The sequence below is a fragment of the Xanthomonas sp. SHU 166 genome, from assembly GCF_000364685.1.
Classification (GTDB): Bacteria; Pseudomonadota; Gammaproteobacteria; order Xanthomonadales; family Xanthomonadaceae; genus Xanthomonas_A; species Xanthomonas_A sontii.
In genome coordinates, this window is sequence record NZ_AQOJ01000559.1 from 1 (window position 1) to 952 (window position 952).

The following is a 952-nucleotide window of genomic DNA, read 5'->3' on the forward strand; positions in this document are numbered from 1 at the left end:
CGGGCGTGGGGCCTGCGCCGCCGTTCGCGCCGGCCTGCGCCGGGTCCAGCCGGAACACCGCCGCCGCCTCGCCGAGCCTGCGGCCCTGGTCTTCCAGCGCCCGCGCCGAGGCGCTGGCTTCCTCGACCACGGCGACGTTCTGCTGGATCGCCTGGTCCATCTGCGCCACGGTGCGGCTGACCTGCTCGATGCCCATCGACTGTTCCTGCGAGGCCGCGGCGATCTCGCCGATGATGTCGGTCACCCGCTGCACCGAGGCGACGATCTCCTGCATGGTGCGACCGGCCTGGTCGACCAGGGCCGAACCCTCGCTCACGCGGCCGACCGAGTCGTCGATCAGCGTCTTGATCTCCTTGGCGGCGTTGGCCGAGCGCTGGGCGAGGGTGCGCACTTCGGTGGCGACCACCGCGAAGCCGCGGCCCTGTTCGCCGGCGCGGGCGGCTTCCACCGCGGCATTGAGTGCCAGGATGTTGGTCTGGAAGGCGATGCCGTCGAACGCCGATGATGTCGGCGATCTTCTTCGACGAGGCCTCGATCCCATTCATGGTGGTGACCACCTGGCCGACCACCTGGCCGCCCTGGGAGGCCACCGCGGCCGCGCCGGTGGCGAGCTGGTTGGCCTGGCGGGCGTGTTCGGCATTCTGCTTGACCGTGGAGGTCAGCTCCTCCATCGAGGCCGCGGTCTCTTCCAGGTTGGCCGCCTGTTGTTCGGTGCGGCGCGACAGGTCGTCGTTGCCGGCGGCCAGTTCGGTGGTGGCGCCGTGGATGCTGCGCGCCGCGGTCTGGATGCGGCCGACGATGTCGGCGAGCTGGTCGGCGGTGGTATTGGCATCCTCGCGCATCCGCGCGAACACGCCGTGGAAGTCGCCGTGCATGCGCGCGCTCAGGTCGCCGGCGGCGATGGCCTGCAGCAGGGTCGACAGCTTGCCCAGGTTGCGGTCGCTGACCTCCA

1 pseudogene is annotated in these 952 nt (G+C 71.1%); it reads right to left on the reverse strand.

Annotated features, from left to right (window positions below):
- Positions 1 to 952: pseudogene (locus D180_RS14135) on the reverse strand (methyl-accepting chemotaxis protein); the annotation flags it as partial.